Genomic DNA, 19,400 nt, shown 5'->3' with positions numbered 1-19,400 from the left:
ACATGGCAAAGAACATACAGCGGGAAGAGAAACTTGAGTTTCGCTTGATGCAACTGAATGATATTCCCGATGTGCTGGAGATTGAGCATGAAGCGTTCACGCTACCGTGGACAGAGGAAGCATTCCGCAATGAGCTGACGATGAATCATTTCGCTAAATATATGATTATGGAACTAGACGGACAAGCCATTGGTTACGCAGGCATGTGGACGATTATGGATGAGGCCCATATTACGAATATTGCGATTCGTGAGGCTTATCGCGGACGTAAGCTTGGAGACAAGCTGTTGGATGAGCTGATGCAGACCGCCTCTTATTTAGGGATGGAACGTATGACGCTGGAGGTGCGGGTAACGAACCAGATCGCTCAAGGCTTGTATGAGAAAAAAGGCTTTAAGCCCGCAGGTGTGCGCAAAGGCTATTATTCGGATAATAACGAGGATGCTGTGATCATGTGGGCGGATCTTCCCGCGCATGGGGCATCCGGTGAACAGGAAGGAAGCGTGCAGAAGCAATGATGCAAGAGGAAAAAGTAGGTACAGGCTCCGCCTCCGGCGAGCCTTGCTATATACTGGCAGTGGAAACGAGTTGTGATGAGACGGCTGTTTCTGTCGTGAAAAATGGCACAGAGGTGCTCTCGAATCTGATTTCCAGTCAAATTGAAACACACAAAGCCTTTGGTGGTGTTGTGCCAGAGGTGGCTTCACGCAAACATGTGGAGAGCATCACCTACATGCTGGACGAGGCCATGCAAACATCAGGAATTACCCCACGCGAGATTTCGGCGGTTGCCGTGACACAAGGACCAGGACTGGTTGGTGCATTGCTGGTTGGTATTGTCGCCGCTAAGAGCGCTGCTTTGGCGTTCGGCAAGCCATTAATCGGGACGCATCATATCGCGGGACATATTTATGCCAATCAGCTGGAGCATGATATCGTATATCCGTGCATTGCTCTCGTTGTGTCAGGAGGACATACAGAGCTGGTGCTGATGGAGTCCGAAGGTCATTTTCAACTCATTGGTCGTACAAGGGATGATGCGGTTGGAGAAGCCTACGACAAAGTAGCGAGAGCCATTGGATTTCCGTATCCCGGCGGTCCGCATGTGGATCGTGTGGCTCATGAATCGGAGGAAGTGGTTACTTTGCCGCGTGCATGGTTGGAGCCGGATTCTTATGATTTTAGCTTTAGCGGTTTGAAATCTGCAGTGCTGAATGTAATTAACCAGACGAAAATGCGCGGAGAAACTGTTCATGTCGGAGCGATCGCAAGAGGCTTTCAAGAGTCGGTCGTCGAGGTGCTGGTGGAAAAGGCGATTCGTGCCATGCGTGAATACGGTGCGAAGCAGCTCCTGCTTTGTGGCGGTGTGGCTGCTAATCGCGGACTGCGTACAGCATTGCGTGAGCGCTGTGAGCGCGAAGGAATTGAGCTGCTTGTACCATCGATGAAATATTGCACAGATAATGCAGCGATGATCGGCGCTGCGGCCTACGCCAAATGGAAGCGCGGGGAATTTACCTCATTGGATATGAAGGCTGATCCAGGACTGTCTCTGGAAGAATGGTCTGTCCAAACTTAATTGAAGAAGAATGAGCAAGACACGGCACAGTTGAGTCGTGTCTTTTTTGTTCCGTTCCATAACTATCATAAAAATATAAATTCAAGAGGATAAAATACAGGAGTTTGAGCAAATGAATGGCAGTATCTCATTCCCTCACATTATTCGTCACAATTGTTCACGATTTTTCATGATTCATCAAAAAAATCTGGAATTTTGATACTGCCCGAATAATGATGTGATTTGTCAAGTTGTGAACAAAGTTATCCACATATACCGCTTCGAATGTGGATAACCGAGCCCGAAGCAAGCAGGATAAGACTTTTTGGAGATAGCAAGTTGGGGGATATGTAACACCTTTAGTTCTTGTGAAATCTGTGGATAATGTGGATAAAAGGGTGGATAAATTTGGTTTTCATTTGAAAACGGCTTTTTATCAATAAAAAAATGGCCCAAAAGGCCATTTTTCAATCTCATTCATACACATAAGCTGTGGATAATCTTGTGTACAAAAATACAAAAGAGGAAAATGTGAAATTTTTAAGGCTGAGATTTTATGCAGTAGTGTTTATTCTTCTAACAGCTCTTCCCAAGCGGTATAGGTTTCAGTCAATTCCTGTTTATGGGTGTCGAGTTGTGCCTGAATATTCTGAAGCGCTGTGTAATCCTGATAAATCTCAGGCAGGGTCATTTGTTCCTCCAGCCCTAAAATTTGTTCTTCCAGCGTTTTAATCTGGTTTTCCAATGCCTCCAGCTTGCGTTGACGGCTGCGTTCCTCGCTTTTGGCTTGTTTGTCCGCCGCATAGGTGGCGGCGCGTGATTTGGACGTGGTCTCGTCTGTCACGGATGCAGAGGCAGCCGATGTTTTGCCGCGTGTGGGCTGATTTGCCTCAAGAGCTTCCAGCGCAATTTCCTCTAACTCCTGCTTTTTGGCTACATAGTCATCATAATTCCCCAGGAAATGTTCTATCCCTTCAGGATGCAGCTCGATGACACGTTCCGCCATTTTGTTCAGGAAATAACGGTCATGGGAAATGAACAACAGTGTACCGTCATAGTCCATCAAAGCTGCTTCCAGCACTTCCTTGCTAAACAAATCCAGATGGTTGGTAGGCTCATCTAGAATTAATACGTTGGCTTCGCGCAGCATGAGCTTGGCCAGAGAAACGCGGGCTTTTTCCCCTCCGCTTAATGCAGCTACTTTTTTCAGTACATCGTCACCGCTAAACAGGAAATTACCCAGCACTGTACGAATACGTGCTTCTTCCATATGAGGGTATTCGCTCCACAACTCCTCCAGTACGGTATTGGCGGGGTTCAGGTTCGTCTGCTCCTGGTCATACAGGCCGATTTTGATTTTTGTGCCCCAGTGGATGGAGCCAGCAACAGGTTTAAGTGATCCGGTCAGACATTTGAGCAACGTCGATTTTCCGATCCCGTTCGGACCAATCAGTGCCACGGTATCTCCACGTTTTAAGTCGAACGATGCGTGCTGGAATAAAGGCTTTTTACCTTCATACCCCACAGAGAGGTCACGTACCTCCAGCACTTCCTTACCTGACATATGGGCTGTTTCAAAGGAAAAATGAGCCTTTTTCAAGTCTCCCATGGGCCGATCCATACGCTCCATTTTATCTAACTGCTTGCGCCGACTTTGAGCGCGTTTGGTCGTGGAAGCCCGTACGATATTACGTTGTACGAATGCTTCTAAACGGGCAATTTCTCCTTGCTGCTTTTCGTAATGTTTCAGGTTCGTTTCGTATTCGGCAGCCTTCAACTCCATGTAGCGGCTGTAGTTGCCTGTATATCGGGTAGAACGATGGCGTTCGATTTCAATAATCGTCGTTACCAGTCGGTCCAGAAAATAACGGTCATGTGATACAACCAGCAGAGAACCGGAGTAGCCGCGCAAATAGTCCTCCAACCAGGTCAGTGTTTGAATATCCAGATAGTTGGTAGGCTCATCGAGCATAAGGACATCTGGGGCGAGCAGTAGGATGCGTGCTAGCGCAAGCCGGGTTTTCTGTCCTCCGCTCAGAGTAGCTACAGGCGTCTCAGGTGCAAATGAACCAAAGCCCATGCCGTGCAGCACGCTGCGAATACGGGTCTCCATTTCATAACCACCGTGATCCTTGAACCAGTCTGAACGACGTGCATAGCGTTCCAGCAGATCTGCGTAGCGTTTTTCGTTTTGAGCATTGGCCAGGTCAGCGATGTCCTGTTCCATTTGCCGCAGTTCCCGTTCCGCTTCAATCAGGGGAGTGAACACCAGCATCATTTCCCCCCAGATAGAACGATCAGAATTCAAGCCGCTGTTTTGCGCCAGATAACCGATGCTGGTCTCCTTCGCCTTGAAAATTTGTCCACTGTCATAGGATATTTCACCAGCAATGATTTTGAGCAGGGTCGATTTGCCTGCACCGTTCACACCTACGAGTCCAATACGTTCACGTTCCAATATTTGAAGGTTAATCCCGTCCAGAACGGGCTCAATTCCATAGGATTTAGTAATTCCGGTTACTTGCAATAGCATAGCGTATCGTTCCTCCATTACATTTTGCACAGTTCTACCTGCTTTCTTCGCAGGTACCTTCCTTCCAGTTTACATGAAATTACCCACTATTGCACTGCTTTCACCCCGTAAACCCTTGAGCCGCGTGTAGTCAATTTGTATAAACAATGATAAACTTAAACGAGAAGTGAAAAAGAATGAAAAAAACTTGCAACGTACAGCACTTACTGACAAATGGGACAATAGTAACGTTTTAAAGATTATCGACGATTGTGCGGGAGGGCGGATGTGATGGATGTCTGTAATGTGAAGAACGCGCTGCGTTTGCAGCAACGGGAAGCGCGTGACTCCATGGACCCGCTGACAAGGCAGAAGGCATCGGCTGTGGCCTGTCGGCATGCAATCGAGGCATGGGAGCAGCTTAGAATAGACAGAAACGGAGATAAGCTAACCTTATTTAGTTATCTCTCTTTTGGCAGCGAGATTTCGACGACTCCCCTCATTGAGCATTGCTGGTCACAGGGAGATCGTGTCCTGGCCCCAAGAGTGGATCCGGTAACCCGGACTATGGAGCTGAGGGAGATGGATCAGTACGGAGATATTGTACCCGGTATCTGGAACATCCCTGAGCCTGCTTTGACATGCAAGGAATGGTCGCCTGAAATGTGGGCGGGAATTGACTGGGTTGTTGTGCCTGGCTTGGCCTTTGATCGACGTGGGGGCAGGATTGGTTACGGCGGAGGCTATTATGACCGCTTTACCGTACAGGTAGAGGCAGAGAAGCGTAACAACAGCCACGTTGGTCCGCTTTATGTCTCGCTGCTGCTGCCGGGACAATTGCTGATACAGGTGCCCATGGAGCCAAGGGATTTGCGAGTGGACGTGCTGTTTACTCTGGATGGACGCTTAGATTGTGATTATGCAAAATTGACAAATGATGAATGAAGTAAAGTTGGGTATGTGAAAGGAGCTGTGAGGGAGTCGTGGATTCCTTTACTCATTTTAACGAACAGGGACGGGCTCGGATGGTAGATATTTCGGGTAAAACGTCTACGATTCGTACAGCAGTTGCCGTGACTCAGATTACGATGAATCCGGCTACATTGACGGCTGTAAAAGAAGGAAGAATCGGCAAGGGTGATGTTCTTGCTGTGGCCCAGGTCGCAGGGATTCAAGGTGCGAAAAAAACGTCAGACTGGATACCGATGTGTCATCCACTGGCCCTGACAGGCGTGAACATTACTTTTTCCGATAATGGACATGATGTGCTTCATATTGAAGTTGAAGTGAAGACCGAAGGTAAAACAGGTGTAGAAATGGAAGCTTTGACAGCGGCTTCAGCCGCAGCGTTAACCGTGTATGATATGTGCAAGGCGCTGCAAAAAGATATGATCATCGGCCCTACCATGCTGCAATCCAAAACAGGTGGCAAGCATGGGGATTTTCAAAGGGAGGACCACCGGGAACCTTGACATAGACAACATTGTCGCCGAGAGGGTACTGTGATGTGATGGAGGATGCAGCGTGGCTGTTTCTGATTTTCAGAAGAGAAAGTATTCTTTCATGATAGGAGAAGGGTGATCTTATGGTGTGGAAAACGGCGATCCTAACAGCCAGTGATAAAGGGGCAAGGGGAGAGCGTGAGGATACAAGCGCACAGGTCATCCGGGAACTCATCGAAGAAGAACTGGGCGGAGAGATTGTGGAATACCGGATCGTTCCCGATGAACCGGATGAAATTATTGCAGCTTTAATCGAAATGACCGATTATTTTCATGCAGACCTGGTACTAACTACGGGCGGAACTGAGCTGGCGATCCGTGATGTGACACCCGAGGCGACTAGGCGGGTTGTGGAACGGGAAGTGCCAGGCATGGCGGAAGCCATGAGAATGATCGTGATGCAGAAAAATCCAGCGGCTATGCTATTCCGTGGAATCGTGGGAATACGTGGACGTACACTGATCGTCAATTTGCCAGGAACGCCTAAAGGTGTGCATGAAAATTTGGCAGCGATAATGGACCAACTTCCAGAAGCGTTGCTTATGGTGACAGGCCAGTTCCGGTAGAAGGCAGCACATCGTGTGTGGTATGATACCTATAAGAATTTATAAGGCCGTATACGGGCAAAGATTCTTATTTTGTCCGTCAACATAAGGAGGATTACTACACATGCCCAATATTGGAGCACCGGGTTATATTTTGTTGATTATTCTGGCGCTGCTGTTATTTGGTCCGAACAAGCTGCCTGAGCTGGGTCGAGCTGTAGGGCGTACATTCCGTGAGTTTAAAAACGGGGCACGCGATATTTTATCAGAAGATGAACGGACTGAGCGTAAAGACAGCAAAGATAGTGTGGTCAAAGCATCACAAACGACGTCTTCAGAAGTTCAACCTCAGCCTGAGGATAAACGCTTGTCATAGATTTAGTTATAATTCTTGATGCTTGTACAATAAACAAGAGCCTCTTCTTCAGTGAAGGGCTTTATTTTTTAGGAGGCGCTGCTGCGTTCCGTTCAGAAAGGAGGAATGGACTTGATCCCATCAGAGCATGAAATGCCGTTAATGGAACATCTGGGAGAGCTTCGCCGCAGAATTATTTATGTGCTAATTGTATTTGTATTGGCACTGGCTGGTGGTCTGTTCGCGGCGGGTTCTGTCTATGACTGGCTTATTCGCTCCGGTTCGGCGCAAGCTTTTCAGTTAAACGCGTTTTCCTTTTGGGACGGGATTGGTATCTACATGAAGATCGCCATGATCATCGGGATTGCGGTGGCGCTACCGTTTGCCTGCTACCAACTGTGGAAGTTTGTCAGCCCGGGCTTAAGACCGCAAGAACGGAGTGCGACTTTGCGGTATGTGCCTTATGTGCTGCTTTTGTTCATCATTGGGGCAGCTTTTGCTTATTTCATTATTTTCCCAATGGCGATTCAGTTTACATCGTCTGTCACCAAAAGTATGGGATTACAGGAAACGTACGGGATCGCACAATATTTCACCTTTATGTTTAATATTGTACTGCCTGTAGCGCTGTTGTTTGAGCTCCCACTGCTTATTATGTTTCTGACGGGGATTCATGTTATAACACCAATGCGGCTTCGCAAATGGCGGAAGATTTCTTATTTTCTGCTTGTGTTCGTCGCGGTTGTCATTACTCCGCCGGACTTTATTTCCGATTTTTTGGTGGCGATTCCGTTGCTGGTGCTATATGAAGTGAGCGTGTATTTGTCTTCGGTCGTGTACCGCAGGCAGCTGCGTGCGCAGGAGGAACGTGAGGCCCAGTTGCGTGTAGCTTCGGAATAATAAGGCAGGACCTGAATGGCTCAGTAAACAATTTATTCGGGTCCGCGCTACATGACAACTTGCAGATAATGAATAGCATTTGTATATCATAACTATTTACAGAGTATGAACAGCAGCAGCTTAGCTGCCTTAAAAGTAACCATTAGCCTTGGGTTAACGGTTATTTTTCAGATAGATGGATATAATCGGGAAGGGCTGTCCATAAAAATTCCCATAAAAAATACATTAGGGACTTGAAATTCAATCTCAAGTTGAGTATCATAAAGTTGGTTGTTAGCACTGACGACTGTCGAGTGCTAATACATACAACATAACAACCAAATTACAGGATAAAACACTTAATAAGGAGGCTATTTTTTCATGATCAAACCTTTGGGTGAACGCGTATTGGTGGAAGCAATTGAGCAAGAGACAACGACTTCCTTCGGGATCGTACTTCCTGACTCTGCCAAGGAAAAGCCGCAAGAAGGCAAAATTATCGCGGTTGGCGCAGGCGCATTGAAAGACGGTGCCCGTATTCCTCTGGAAGTAAAAGAAGGCGACCGTGTCATTTTCTCTAAATACGCTGGAACGGAAATCAAATATGAAGGTAAAGAATATTTGATTATGAAAGAAAGCGATATCCACGCGATCATCGGTTAACCGGAACCCGGACAAGACCTGAATATAGGAATTGAAACAAATCATTCATAATCCATAGGGAGGTTTATCACAAATGGCTAAAGATATTAAATTTAGTGAAGACGCTCGTCGCTCTATGCTGCGCGGGGTTGACGCATTGGCTAATGCTGTTAAAGTAACACTCGGACCGAAAGGCCGTAACGTTGTACTGGAGAAAAAATTCGGTAGCCCGCTCATCACCAATGACGGTGTAACGATTGCAAAAGAAATCGAGCTGGAAGATGCGTTTGAAAACATGGGCGCTCAACTGGTTAAAGAAGTAGCAACCAAAACGAACGATGTAGCTGGTGATGGTACGACTACTGCTACTGTTTTGGCTCAAGCCCTCATCACAGAAGGCCTGAAAAACGTAACTGCGGGCGCAAGCCCAATCGGTATCCGTAAAGGGATTGACAAAGCGGTTAAAGCAGCTGTTGCTGAACTGCAAGCCATCTCCAAACCAATCGAAAGCAAACAATCCATTGCTCAAGTAGCTGGTATTTCCGCTGCTGATGACGAAGTAGGCGAACTGATCGCTGAAGCTATGGAAAAAGTGGGCAAAGACGGTGTAATCACGGTTGAAGAATCCCGCGGTTTTGCAACAGAGCTGGAAGTGGTTGAAGGTATGCAATTTGACCGTGGCTACATTTCCCCGTACATGATTACAGATACGGACAAAATGGAAGCTGTACTGGACAATCCATATATCCTGATCACAGACAAAAAAATCACAAACACACAAGAAATCCTGCCATTGCTTGAAAAAATCGTACAACAAGGCAAGCCACTCGTTCTGATCGCTGAAGACATCGAAGGCGAAGCGCTGGCTATGCTCGTTGTCAACAAACTGCGTGGTACATTCAACGCTGTAGCTGTTAAAGCTCCAGGCTTTGGTGACCGTCGTAAAGCAATGCTGCAAGATATCGCTGCCCTGACAGGCGGTCAAGTGATCACGGAAGAACTGGGTCTAGACCTGAAAACAGCTTCCGTAGACCAACTGGGTACAGCACGTCAAGTGCGTATTACAAAAGAAAATACGATTGTGGTTGACGGTGCTGGAAACAAAGCCGACATCGATGCTCGTGTTAGCCAAATCCGTACGCAACTGGAAGAAACCACTTCTGAGTTCGACAAAGAGAAACTGCAAGAGCGTCTGGCTAAATTGTCCGGCGGCGTAGCAGTCATCAAAGTCGGTGCGGCAACTGAAACAGAATTGAAAGAACGCAAACTGCGCATCGAAGATGCCCTGAACGCAACCCGTGCTGCGGTTGAAGAAGGTATCGTATCCGGTGGTGGTGTAGCGCTCCTGAACGTATACAAAGCAGTTGCAGCTGTTGAACTGCAAGGCGACGAGCAAACAGGCGTGAACATCGTGTTGCGCGCTCTGGAAGCTCCAATCCGCACCATCGCTGCTAATGCAGGTGAAGAAGGCTCTGTAATCGTTGAGCGTCTGAAACGCGAAGAAGTTGGCGTAGGCTTTAACGCAGCTACTGGCGACTGGGTAAACATGATCGACGCTGGTATCGTGGACCCTGCAAAAGTAACTCGCTATGCATTGCAAAACGCTGCTTCCGTAGCAGCAATGTTCCTGACTACCGAAGCGGTTATCGCTGACAAGCCAGAACCAGAAAAGGCTGCAATGCCTGACATGGGCGGAATGGGTGGAATGGGCGGCATGATGTAACAAAGGGTATCAAAACCCTGTAATACCGCTATTTAAAAGGCTCCCGAGAGGGAGCCCTTTTCTATAAAATCACATAAAAATCACATTCTCTGCACGGAGTCAGATTTGAAGGATGTCGGAAAAGTGATTTTTAATCTTTTCATTGGCATCTTTCTTCATTTTTTCTGTGACGTGTGTGTAGATTTTAAGTGTAGTTTTTGCGTCATCATGGCCAACTCTCTTCATGATTGTTTTGAGATCGACTTCAGCTTCAGTCAGCATTGATATATGGGTGTGCCGAAAAATGTGAGGAGTTGCTTTCTTTGTAATGGAGGTCTTCTTGAGAATGCGTTCCATTCGGATTAATATATTTTTCTGAATGAGCGGGTAGCCATTCTTGTGAGCAAAAACAAAGTTGTTTTCATGATAGTCAGTAAATAATTTTTTGTATTCAAGTCTGAGCGTTCGCTGTTTAACAATGTGTTCTTGAAGCAAATTCATAACAATATCAATTACATTAAATTTACGAATAGATCCTGTAGATTTGGGTGGAGTTAGAGTGTATTTACGCATGTTATTATCAGGATTGTAAAGTGTTTTGGTTATTCGTAACTCATTTAACTCAAAGTTAAAATCCGTATCTTTTAAAGCACAGAGTTCCCCAGATCGCATCCCTGAAAAGGCAAGCAAGTGAAAGATTTCAATGTCACAAGGTAAACCGTGTTCTTTCACTGCATTTAAAAATTCAGCCAGCTCATGTTTTTCTAAGTAACCATCCTCGATTGTACTATTTTCAATGCCTCTACCGTCAGCATTTTCGCCGGAATAATTGCACCCGAACATGGATTATCCAATCTCATTTTGTTTTTTATTGCATATTTCATGATCATATTCGCAGTTACGTGAACGCCCTCAATGGTTGTCCTGGCATACTCTTGATCATCTAAATCGTTTAAGATGTCCTGATGCTGTTTATGTGTAACCTTGTCTATTATGACCTTTGGAATATACCTCAATAGGATTTTAATTTCTTTTTCTCTAACTCTAACGGTACTTTTTTTCACCTTGCCTTTTGAATAGGTCTTCAGCCAGTCCCAAGGTTGAAAATCATGTGCTGTTTTGGGACGAACATATGAATGTGTTCCAGATCAACAAACATTATGATATGTGGGCTGTAGATGTACGCTTTACGAAAACGATCAGGCTTTGGACGAGGCTATTAAAAATATAGGTAGACGAAGCCACCACTACAGTTAAGGGTATCGTCCGACTTAGCGCAGATTATAAATCAATTTCTCCTTTGACTGTACCGACCAGCAAAGCTCTTTCCGATCTTTACAGCATATCTTTCGTAGACAGAGGCAAACCGTTTTCGGTCGACTGGAATTTTATCATTCTGCCCGGAACGCACAGGATTGACGTCGCTTCTTTAAACCCAGCTTCGGATCACAGTCCGCCGGGGGCTAACCCTAAAGGCGTTCTTTTTGTAGGATCTGTCACAGTGGAAGAAGGCATGACACTCGTCCACCTTTATATTGATGAAACTGGCGGGGTATACAAACGGGTTAGAACAGTCGCTGGAGTGTGGCTGCCTTGGGACGGATTAGCCAGCAAGAATCATACACATTCTGCGTCCGATCTGCCTTCCACTACTACGCAAGCACGTGGCGTTACAATACTCGATACTTCAGTAACCAGTGATGCTAAAGATCGGGCGTCTACACCAAGCGCTACTAAACAGGCGTATGACCGAGCGAATGAAGCATACAGCCTGGCAGACCAAGCTTTTACGCAAGCCGTTGATCTTAAAAATAAAATTGTGGGCGCGATCAACGGCAAGTTTGGAGGCGCCAGTCCCGACATGAACAGCGATCAGATAGCGGCAGTAATCACAAATGCATCTGTAAAACGATTCGCAAGAGGCTCATTTAACGGTCAATCGGCAGGGGCGCCCAATTATAGTAGTGGAGCTACTATGAGTCTTTCCGTTAATAATATGGGTTTTTCTCCAAGTCGTATATTCGTTCGCTTTAAACTGAAAGACAACGGAAACGTTTTGTATTTGGAATGTTTTTCAACCGCATCCGTACCACAATCAGACGGAACATGGGCTCTATACGGACGTTTTAACAACTATATTAGTATGTATAATTTAACGAAACAGCCATGCGGTTTTACTGCTACGGTAGAAACTAGCAACATACGAGAATACGCTGGGGGTTCACCAATAGCATACATTGAGGCTCATGAATGGTTTGCATACGAATAAATGGAGGGATAATAATGGTTGAAATTGGTTCAAAAGTATTCTGGCGCAAGGCCTCTGGCGAAGTGATTTTTGTAACACCGGAGTCGGCAGGCGATGTAGTTGTAACAACTGCGGAAGATGATGCAGCTTTCTATCCGCAGTTGCGCGATTACGATTTCGATAAGCTAGGCGTGATCCAACTCGGGTATCAACAGCACAAACAAGACTTCGAACAGGCCATATCTTATTGGGTCAATCCCGCTACTCAAAAGTTAGAGTTTAAATACAAAGATAGTGCTACCACAGAACCGATTTTTCAAAAGCCCTTAACGGAGCGGGTAGCAGAACTTAAACTGGCTGATTTGGACAACAAAGAAGCCATAGCCGGGCTTATCCAGCTCGTTATGGAACAAAGCAATGTTACCTAGAATCCGGGATCGGGTTCTATTTTTTATTCTCATGCAGCTCATGAAGGGAGGTGATAGCATGAATGAGCAGATTAAAAAAGCTTTTGCGACCACACTTGTACATCTTATCCTCGCTGGCCGTCGTACAATCGAGGACGTACCAGCCGGATTGCAGGATCAGCTTAAAGCAGACTTGGGCATTACTGAGCCTGCGCATGTGACTCCAGCAGCTACACAGGCGGCAGAACAATCAACAGAACTAGAAGCGTAAGGGGCGTATCCAATCGGATGCGCTATTTCTTTGCCCTCGGAGTGGTCGGGGGCTTTATTTTTAAGGGGGAAAAGGTAGTGAGCCAAATTAAAATGTTTGGCAGCACCGTATGGACCGCAATGGTCGGGGCATCGGAAAAGGAAGCGGCGGCAGGGGGAGTGACTGCGCTGACTGGTCTGATTGTTACATTTTTGGGTGGGTGGGACAAGCCGCTTCAGGTGCTGCTTACGATGATGGTATTGGATTATATTTTTGGAGTAGCCGCAGCTATTAGAAACAAAAAAATGGACAGCGATGTGATGTTTTGGGGAGGCATTCGAAAGGCTACGGTTTTGACGGTGGTGGGATTGTCTGCACAATTGGACAATTGGCTACAACCAGGCGCACCGATCTTCCGGACGGCGGCTATTTACTTCTACGCTGGCCGTGAAGGACTTTCCTTGGCCGAGAACTGGGGAGCAATGGGAATTCCATTGCCGTTCAAGCTTAAAAATTTCTTGCAACAGTTGAAAGAGAAAGGAGATGACAAAGGTGCTGACGATGGAACAGATACAAAAAAAGTCTCTTAATCGACTTGTCGGGCTGAATCCAGTTTTTAAAATTGTAATGGAAAAATTAATTGAGCGCTGCTATGCCCGTGGTGTTTGGATAGTAATTACTCAAGGATTCCGCACGTATGCGGAACAGGACGAACTCTATGCCCAAGGACGGAATGGAGATAAGCGTCCCAAAGTAACAAAAGCCAGGGGCGGATATAGCAATCATAACTTTGGGTTTGCAGCCGATTTCGCTCTGCTGTTACGAGATGGCCGCACAGTTTCCTGGGACACGCTGAAGGATGATGATAAGGATTCCCTTCCAGACTGGTCGGAAGTGGTTGAGGAAGCGAAGAAACTAGGGCTTGAGTGGGGAGGAGACTGGCGCAGCTTTAAGGACATGCCCCACCTGCAGATGGTCTTTGGAATCACGACGGCTCAATTTCGGGCGGGCAAGCACCCAACTCAAGCGCAGCTTAATGCAGCTTTAGCTAAGTTTAATAAATTGGAGGATGAGCCTATGACAGCAGAAGAAAAAGCAGCGTTTAAAGCGTTGCAAAACACTGTACAGAAGCAAGCTGACCGTATCAAGACGTTAGAGACAACAGCTAAACAGCCTAAAGTACCTGCATGGGCAGAGCAAGCCTGTATCAACGCCAAGGCCGTAGGGGTACTGGACACGGCGAATGACGGTAGCTACGACTTTTATCGCATGGTCACGCTGCTTGACCGAGCTGGAGTATTCAAAAGGGGAGGTGTCGCATAATGACAGATTGGAAACGTAAATTGTCCAGTCGTAAGTTTTGGGCGTTGCTGGCCGCACTGCTCACGAGCTTGCTCACTGCTTTTGGTGCAAACAATGACACGGTTATTCAAGTAACCCGGCGTTATCGGTGCATTCGGCGCAGTGATTGCTTACATTCTGGCGGAGGCTTATGTAGATGGCAAGTCGACTGACAGTCCAACTAATGAGGAATAATTACAGGCGTTTGGGAATACGAAACACCCTGCTGGCTTAATGCCGGCGGGGTGTTTTTTTGTTTGTAGGAGTGCTCTTATGACAAACGTGGCTTTCCACATGATTCGCAAAAAAAGATTGACAACTGTTAAATGCTGGACAAAAATAGTAAATGATTATAAAATACTGGAATTTTTATGCGAGGGGTTGCTATGATATGAAGCATACACCTACGATTCGAGCAGAATTAGACAGATACCTACAACAAGAAGGATTGAGTTTAACACAATTTGGTCATATTGCGGATATGAATAGGGGAGCAGTAAGTGCTATCGTGACAGGAAACAAGCCTTTGTCTGTTAACCAACTGGATCGAATTACTGAGGCTATGGGTTTACCGGAAGGTCACTTTTATGACTTGTTCATAGAAAACTACATCATCGACCATCCTTCGAATATGAGGCGAATCGAGCCATTTTTGTATCGCTGTGCGGAATTGGACAAGCTGGGTGTGATCCGTAGAGTGGTGGGAGCTATCATGGACAATCTACTGTATTCGCCCAAACTATTTGAAATTGCAGAAGAATTGTTGTCGCAGGAACGACATGCGGCTGCATTGCTGCTCTATGAGGGGGTAGCTGAAGCGGAAAAATATCAACATTCAGAACGATTGGCAGTCTGTCAGTATCGTATATTTACGATTCAAGTTGGAGACGATCAAAGCCGTAATCTCAAGGCAGCAACGCTATTTGAACCCTTCGTGGAACGTCTGGATGAAATAGAACAGCTTGACGCACTGAAGGATTTAGCTAACGTGTACAGGTCTTTGCGTAAATGGGACAAGGTTGAGGAAGTAGCAAGAATAATGAGAGTTAAAGCGGAAATTCAATATACTTTGAAGCATGAACAGAAGAGTCGAGAGCGTAATGAATCTACTAAGAAACTAACTCGTCCCTTGTTTGTATACATTTCCTATTCTGACCTGCTGTGTGCAAGTGTCTATGAAGCCCAAGGCGATTATCAACAAGCTCTACAATATACATACGCCTATGCTAATTTAGATTGGGTCAAAGAGACAGATGAGAACACCCAACATTGGGTCAAGTTGTTTCAACACTGGGTGCAAGCTAACGTTATTGCGAATAAGCTTTTATCTGGAGATATAAAAGTGTTACAAGATTATGTTGAATATATTGATGCGGCGGAGGATACAACTCAAGAAGATAGGGTTATTCAACTGCTGAATATTATGATAGCGGCGAACCGATATAAGATCAACGTTAATGATATAATTAAACGGTTTGAAACAGACATTGCATCATTATCGCAACACTCATCAAGTGATATGTATACTCAACAAGTGGTACCTGATTATTTTGCGTGGTGTGGTTACGAATTAGCCTACTATTACTTAAATCAGGGCATTTACAGTGATGGTTTTAAACATTTGATGTATTCATTGGTAAGTTATCATACACTAAATAATGAGACTTATTTTATAAATTGTATGGGTTTGTTTTTGCATTTCAAGGATTATGCGGCTCCTGAAACCAAAGCAGATTTTTTAAATCTTATTGAAAAGGTGTGGATGAACAATGTTAAAAAAAATGGTTCTCCTGATCGTCGCGGCTAGCTTTTTGTTTATTGTTACTGTACCTGTTCACTCGCATGATATACAGCCACAAGTACAGCATGGAGGTGCTTAAACGTAAGCAAAGCAAATCCCCGCTAACCTTTAATTGGTCGGCGGGGATTTTTGTTGAACAATCTAAGGAACAGTGTGTTGAAGAATCGTACAGTAAATTTAGGCTTTAACTGGTTCAGGTCTTTTTAATTGAAGAGGGGGAGGTATTAACCAACCCTTTTTTTTGTTCATTTTTAGAATACGAACTCCTAAAGCAGTCTTAGTTAGATGATATTTCGCAAATAAAGCCCCGATGTCTTCTTTAATGGATTGACCCATAGCTTGGCTGCAAGATGTCAATCCTACAGAGGTATCTAATGCTATTTTAGCTGCAATTTCGGGATCAGTAAACCTTGCACCAGCCGGGATATCCTCAAGTTTCACAGGGGGTCTTTCAGGCAAAATAGGAGCTGGGGCAATACCATTATCAGTAAGCATTGCATCGCATTCTTGGATTTCCAGTTTAGCTTGATCAATAAGATCATCCAGTATTTTTTTGAGTTCTTTGTCTCCAGCGTGGTTTAAACATGCTTGGTAAAATGAAACGCTTCCTTTCGCTAACGCTGAAAACTGCCACACACTATAAATTTCTCCGTAATGCATGGGCTCGTCTTTTGGATTCCCGCTTAGGATACCCGTTATAAAAAACCACTCCTTGCTTATTTTAATGGTGTACAAATTTATGATTCCCAGTAGTGAAGATTTAATGTGTGTATACCAAATATGTTCTACTGGGCATATTAAATACATTAAAAACTGATTGGAAACACAAATTTAAAGGAGTGGTTTAGGTATGTTGAAAAAAATGAAGATAATGGTTGTTGTTGCATTAATGATTTCAAGTTTTGGATCGGTAGTAGCATTTGCTGAAAACAGTGAAACCAATATGGGCACAAACGACAATGGTAGAACACAAATGCTGACCACTAATAATAATGATGATGACGATAATGTTAATTGGGGATGGCTTGGTCTGTTAGGATTAATTGGATTGGCAGGCTTAAGACGTCGCGACCATGAAAACCACAAAAAAAGATAATCGTAAATACAACTCAAAAACACCTTAACAATCCCCGCTAACCTTAACTGGTCGGCGGGGATTGTTTTTAATTAAACTATTTGCTGCTAAGTCTGAATATGTCGAAAGTCGTTTATTATACACTTTTTTGTAAGGCGCTTTACGTGTATTCTGAAACCATCCCCAGTACGTGGCATCTGTTCTGAGGAAATGAAGTCTTAGAATAACGAATACGTCATTAAGCTAACGGGCATTTTAACGCAACAATATTCTGGAGCGGTAGCCTTAGATTCAGGTTATTTAACGCCCTCTATTTGCAAAGGCCTTCAAGATCGAAATATACGCGGTATGTGTGTCCGCAACAGCAAGAATTGCCCTACCGAACTACGGATGGACGGAGCACCTTAGAATCAGCAAAAGAAACCCGAAGTCTCATAAAAGACTTGGGTTTCTCGTCAATCTGAGTAGCCTTTAGGACTACTCTTTATTTACTAATATTAAACCAACCTGGCATTACTTGAAATACATTCCAAAGTTTTTCTGGAATATTAAGCTGGTCGAGTTTCGAAACGTTCAATTCAGAATCTACCTCGGCATCACGTCCATTTGCGACCTTTTCAACCCAATTAGGATCCATAATTAACGCATGCCCAATGGCGACTAGCGGCAAACCTAATTCCATAGCTTTAAGAGCATCATCCGGTGTTATTATGGAACCAGCAGCCATCACAGGTACCTTACCGTTTGCTCTTTCAAGAATTAATTCAAGTCGTGTTTTTTCATCTTGACTATCTACTGGCTTTGAAGACACATTATCCAATGAAGCATGTATATAATCTAAATCCTGTCCAACAAGGAAATCAATTAATTCATACGTGTCTTTCATACGTAATCCGTCCACTTTGGAGGATTCTTCAGGAGAAAGTCGGAATCCTATAATGAATGGTTTTGTAGCATGTTTTTCAATGACATTTTTGATTTCTTCAATAATCGCCAACGGAAAACGCAAGCGATTTTCAAGTGATCCTCCCCATTGGTCCGTCCGTTGATTTGTCGCTGGCGACCAAAAATTCTGAATTAAAAATCCATGAGCCCCATGAATTTCGACGCCATCAAATCCGGCTTCAATTGCTCGTCTTGTTGTGTCTCCAAAAGCACGTACAATCGACAAGATCTCCTCATGTGATAGTTCTCTTGTTTCTGAAGTTGAACCTAAATTAGTAACTTCGGGTTGCAATGCACTCGCACTAACTACATCCAATCCAGGCACGGCTTTATTGCCAGCATGGAAAATCTGTAGGATCGCAGGAGCGCCTCCACTTTTCGCTGCCTCAGCTAATTTTCGTAAACTTGGAGTAAATTCATCATTGTACCCAGCGAATTCATTCGTAAAACCCTGCCCATTAGGTGTAACATGAGTACACCCTGTAATGACGAGTCCTACTCCATTCACTCTTTGTTTGTAATACTTTACTTCGTCATCCGAAATGGTAAGATCGTCATTACTTGACCAGGTTGTCATAGGTGCCATAACGATACTGTTCTTAATTGTTATTCCATTTCTGAATGTGAAGGATTCAAATAACCTACTGTATTTCTGATTCATTTCATTAACCTCGCTCTCATATTTTCTTTTCTATTTCAGTTTAATTGGTTGCTGTAACGGCAAGTCAAGTATTTATTTTTATATGATTAAATATAGATTTGTTGCGTTGTCATTCTCTTTATGATATTTTTTTAGTTACAGTAACTATAACTAAAAAAAGGGGGGCAAGTAGATGTTGTATTCAATGACATATGTAGTGGAGAATTTAAATGTATCTGCAAAGACGCTTCGATTTTATGAAGAGCAAGGGATATTACCAAATATATCTCGTGACGAAAAAGGCCGTAGAGTTTATAGCAAACAACAAATAGATTGGATTTCTTTTATTCGTTGCCTCAAAGAGACAGGCATGCCTCTTTCAAAAATAAAGAATTACAAGGAACTTTATGAATCGGGAAATACTACCTATTTACAAAGAGAAGAAATGTTGATGCAGCATAAATTGGAAGTGCAGAAGAAAATTGACGAAAGTTTTAAACACTTAGAAGAAATAAACTATAAAATAGCCATATATGAACTTCAGAAAGAAGAGGTTATGAAAAATCCCGACTATAACTTTAAATGTCACGGTATGGAATAGTGAATTAATGTACTTAAGCTAACGGGACACGTTAGCTTAAATAAAAACAGTGGTGGTCTAGGGCTTTATTTTCTCGTCCATGGCTGCCGCTGTTTCAATTTTAGGGAGAGTCTAATACTCATTTTATTTTGGCTCACGATTTTCCTTCTCGACGGATGCCCACCATGAAGGAACTGGAGATAAAGACGCGGAGGCGTACAGAGAACATAAAAGTTATTTGTTTGCTTTAGAGCAAGATAACTATATTATGGGGACTGATAAGTTTACACTACGGGATATCGCCATTCTGGAGGGCTGGGAGCGGGATAGAGCATACCTATGCTGCCAAGAGAAGGTGAGAGGCATTTTAGAGAATATTAAATTCTCAGAAATATCATTGCTACTTTGTATACCCCAA

General features: G+C 44.4%; 22 protein-coding genes. 18 read left to right on the top strand and 4 right to left on the bottom strand.

The window, feature by feature from the left end; all coding sequences use genetic code 11:
* The first annotated feature begins 2 nt into the window (after positions 1-2).
* Together rimI and tsaD are read left to right on the top strand one after the other, a co-directional pair.
* Positions 3-518: a ribosomal protein S18-alanine N-acetyltransferase gene (rimI, locus tag BM358_RS05000; protein WP_023987470.1), complete on the top strand. Its 516-nt coding sequence runs from the start codon at positions 3-5 to the stop codon at positions 516-518.
* On the top strand, positions 515-1,579 hold the full coding sequence (gene tsaD, locus BM358_RS04995; RefSeq protein WP_028543081.1) for a tRNA (adenosine(37)-N6)-threonylcarbamoyltransferase complex transferase subunit TsaD: 1,065 nt from the start codon (positions 515-517) through the stop codon (positions 1,577-1,579). Before rimI ends, tsaD begins: the two co-directional genes overlap by 4 nt.
* A 547-nt stretch (positions 1,580-2,126) precedes the next feature.
* On the opposite strand, the gene BM358_RS04990 is transcribed toward tsaD, so the two are convergent.
* Positions 2,127-4,091, bottom strand: a complete 1,965-nt coding sequence (locus tag BM358_RS04990) for an ABC-F family ATP-binding cassette domain-containing protein (RefSeq protein WP_028543080.1) — start codon at positions 4,089-4,091, stop codon at positions 2,127-2,129.
* Between the two features lie 270 nt (positions 4,092-4,361).
* Here BM358_RS04990 and BM358_RS04985 point away from each other — a divergent pair, with 270 nt between their 5' ends.
* The 7 genes from BM358_RS04985 to groL all read left to right on the top strand — a co-directional run bounded on the left by BM358_RS04985 (position 4,362) and on the right by groL (position 9,716).
* The gene (locus BM358_RS04985; RefSeq protein ID WP_028543079.1) at positions 4,362-5,015 is read left to right on the top strand and encodes a 5-formyltetrahydrofolate cyclo-ligase; all 654 of its coding nucleotides are present in this window, start codon (positions 4,362-4,364) and stop codon (positions 5,013-5,015) included.
* 38 nt (positions 5,016-5,053) lie between these two features.
* Positions 5,054-5,542 carry a cyclic pyranopterin monophosphate synthase MoaC gene (moaC, locus tag BM358_RS04980; protein WP_013309211.1) on the top strand — a complete coding sequence of 163 codons (489 nt, stop codon included), beginning with the start codon at positions 5,054-5,056 and terminating at the stop codon, positions 5,540-5,542.
* Between the two features lie 113 nt (positions 5,543-5,655).
* Entirely contained in the window at positions 5,656-6,138 is a 483-nt protein-coding gene (locus BM358_RS04975; RefSeq protein ID WP_013309212.1) for a MogA/MoaB family molybdenum cofactor biosynthesis protein, read from the top strand.
* Between the two features lie 103 nt (positions 6,139-6,241).
* Entirely contained in the window at positions 6,242-6,493 is a 252-nt protein-coding gene (locus BM358_RS04970) for a twin-arginine translocase TatA/TatE family subunit (RefSeq protein ID WP_013309213.1), read from the top strand.
* A 111-nt stretch (positions 6,494-6,604) separates the two neighbouring features.
* A complete protein-coding gene (gene tatC, locus BM358_RS04965) occupies positions 6,605-7,372 on the top strand; it encodes a twin-arginine translocase subunit TatC (protein ID WP_028543078.1) in 768 nt (255 codons plus the stop codon).
* A gap of 360 nt (positions 7,373-7,732) precedes the next feature.
* The gene (groES, locus tag BM358_RS04960) at positions 7,733-8,014 is read left to right on the top strand and encodes a co-chaperone GroES (RefSeq protein WP_007429271.1); all 282 of its coding nucleotides are present in this window, start codon (positions 7,733-7,735) and stop codon (positions 8,012-8,014) included.
* Between the two features lie 73 nt (positions 8,015-8,087).
* Positions 8,088-9,716: a chaperonin GroEL gene (gene groL / locus BM358_RS04955; protein ID WP_013309215.1), complete on the top strand. Its 1,629-nt coding sequence runs from the start codon at positions 8,088-8,090 to the stop codon at positions 9,714-9,716.
* Positions 9,717-9,815: 99 nt separating this feature from the next.
* On the opposite strand, the gene BM358_RS04950 is transcribed toward groL, so the two are convergent.
* Positions 9,816-10,538: a site-specific integrase gene (locus BM358_RS04950; RefSeq protein ID WP_049828514.1), complete on the bottom strand. Its 723-nt coding sequence runs from the start codon at positions 10,536-10,538 to the stop codon at positions 9,816-9,818.
* Positions 10,539-11,196: 658 nt separating this feature from the next.
* On the opposite strand from BM358_RS04950, the gene BM358_RS04945 reads away from it, so the two are divergent.
* The 7 genes from BM358_RS04945 to BM358_RS04915 all read left to right on the top strand — a co-directional run bounded on the left by BM358_RS04945 (position 11,197) and on the right by BM358_RS04915 (position 15,748).
* Complete coding sequence (locus BM358_RS04945; protein ID WP_143109549.1) at positions 11,197-11,964, top strand: phage tail protein; 768 nt, start codon at positions 11,197-11,199, stop codon at positions 11,962-11,964.
* 14 nt (positions 11,965-11,978) lie between these two features.
* Positions 11,979-12,371 carry a hypothetical protein gene (locus BM358_RS04940; protein ID WP_028543077.1) on the top strand — a complete coding sequence of 131 codons (393 nt, stop codon included), beginning with the start codon at positions 11,979-11,981 and terminating at the stop codon, positions 12,369-12,371.
* A 58-nt stretch (positions 12,372-12,429) separates the two neighbouring features.
* A complete protein-coding gene (locus tag BM358_RS04935; RefSeq protein WP_028543076.1) occupies positions 12,430-12,621 on the top strand; it encodes a CD1375 family protein in 192 nt (63 codons plus the stop codon).
* Positions 12,622-12,698: 77 nt separating this feature from the next.
* A complete protein-coding gene (locus tag BM358_RS04930) occupies positions 12,699-13,190 on the top strand; it encodes a phage holin family protein (protein ID WP_028543075.1) in 492 nt (163 codons plus the stop codon).
* Positions 13,144-13,923 carry a M15 family metallopeptidase gene (locus BM358_RS04925; RefSeq protein WP_028543074.1) on the top strand — a complete coding sequence of 260 codons (780 nt, stop codon included), beginning with the start codon at positions 13,144-13,146 and terminating at the stop codon, positions 13,921-13,923. Before BM358_RS04930 ends, BM358_RS04925 begins: the two co-directional genes overlap by 47 nt.
* Positions 13,923-14,114, top strand: a complete 192-nt coding sequence (locus tag BM358_RS04920; protein ID WP_226887785.1) for a hypothetical protein — start codon at positions 13,923-13,925, stop codon at positions 14,112-14,114. Before BM358_RS04925 ends, BM358_RS04920 begins: the two co-directional genes overlap by 1 nt.
* Before the next feature lie 218 nt (positions 14,115-14,332).
* Positions 14,333-15,748, top strand: a complete 1,416-nt coding sequence (locus BM358_RS04915) for a helix-turn-helix transcriptional regulator (protein ID WP_028543073.1) — start codon at positions 14,333-14,335, stop codon at positions 15,746-15,748.
* Positions 15,749-15,919: 171 nt separating this feature from the next.
* On the opposite strand, the gene BM358_RS04910 is transcribed toward BM358_RS04915, so the two are convergent.
* Positions 15,920-16,441, bottom strand: coding sequence for a DUF3231 family protein (locus BM358_RS04910; RefSeq protein WP_028543072.1), 522 nt, complete (start codon positions 16,439-16,441; stop codon positions 15,920-15,922).
* A gap of 151 nt (positions 16,442-16,592) precedes the next feature.
* Between BM358_RS04910 and BM358_RS27100 the strand changes: the two genes are divergently transcribed.
* Positions 16,593-16,838 (top strand): WGxxGxxG family protein, encoded by a 246-nt coding sequence (locus tag BM358_RS27100; RefSeq protein ID WP_028543071.1) that lies wholly within the window; start codon positions 16,593-16,595, stop codon positions 16,836-16,838.
* Between the two features lie 463 nt (positions 16,839-17,301).
* Here BM358_RS27100 and BM358_RS04900 read toward each other — a convergent pair whose 3' ends face one another.
* Positions 17,302-18,423, bottom strand: a complete 1,122-nt coding sequence (locus tag BM358_RS04900) for an NADH-dependent flavin oxidoreductase (protein ID WP_028543070.1) — start codon at positions 18,421-18,423, stop codon at positions 17,302-17,304.
* Between the two features lie 172 nt (positions 18,424-18,595).
* Here BM358_RS04900 and BM358_RS04895 point away from each other — a divergent pair, with 172 nt between their 5' ends.
* Entirely contained in the window at positions 18,596-19,003 is a 408-nt protein-coding gene (locus BM358_RS04895) for a MerR family transcriptional regulator (RefSeq protein WP_028543069.1), read from the top strand.
* Positions 19,004-19,400: the final 397 nt, after the last annotated feature.

This window comes from Paenibacillus sp. cl130 (assembly GCF_900116035.1).
In the GTDB taxonomy this organism is placed as follows: domain Bacteria; phylum Bacillota; class Bacilli; order Paenibacillales; family Paenibacillaceae; genus Paenibacillus; species Paenibacillus polymyxa_B.
The sequence above is the reverse complement of the archived record's forward strand: the minus strand, read 5'-3'. Positions and strand labels throughout refer to the sequence as shown.